Source organism: Citrobacter sp. Colony219, assembly GCF_019382635.1.
Taxonomy (GTDB): Bacteria; Pseudomonadota; Gammaproteobacteria; order Enterobacterales; family Enterobacteriaceae; genus Citrobacter; species Citrobacter youngae.
This window is the reverse complement of sequence record NZ_CP080033.1, coordinates 504,363-504,654: the sequence shown is the minus strand read 5'-3', so window position 1 is coordinate 504,654 and position 292 is coordinate 504,363. Positions and strand designations below refer to the sequence as shown.

Sequence of the window (292 nt, the reverse complement as noted above, 5' to 3'; positions counted from 1 at the left end):
CATGACGATATCGTTGAACGAGTAAGACAGAGGGAAACTCTGTTTTTACGCCGCAGCCAGTTTGATGAAATCCAGTACGGCGGTGCCATGCTCAAACGAAATGCCAACGGCGCAGTTTTACGCCCGGTCATTACCGCGCACGGACATTTCCGCATACTGAGCCATCTCTGGCCTGAGGTAAAAACGCACATTATTGCCCACGAATGTTTTCTGCGCGGCGCGGCGATTACCGCATGGGCGCAGCAATATCGCGATCATCACGCTTCGCTTTGGTTTATTGATGAAGAGATCA

The 292-nt window shown here is 51.4% G+C and carries 1 pseudogene; it reads left to right on the top strand.

The annotated features are described in order from the left end of the window. A pseudogene (locus tag JTI85_RS21195) lies at positions 1 to 292 on the top strand (cytoplasmic protein); the annotation flags it as partial.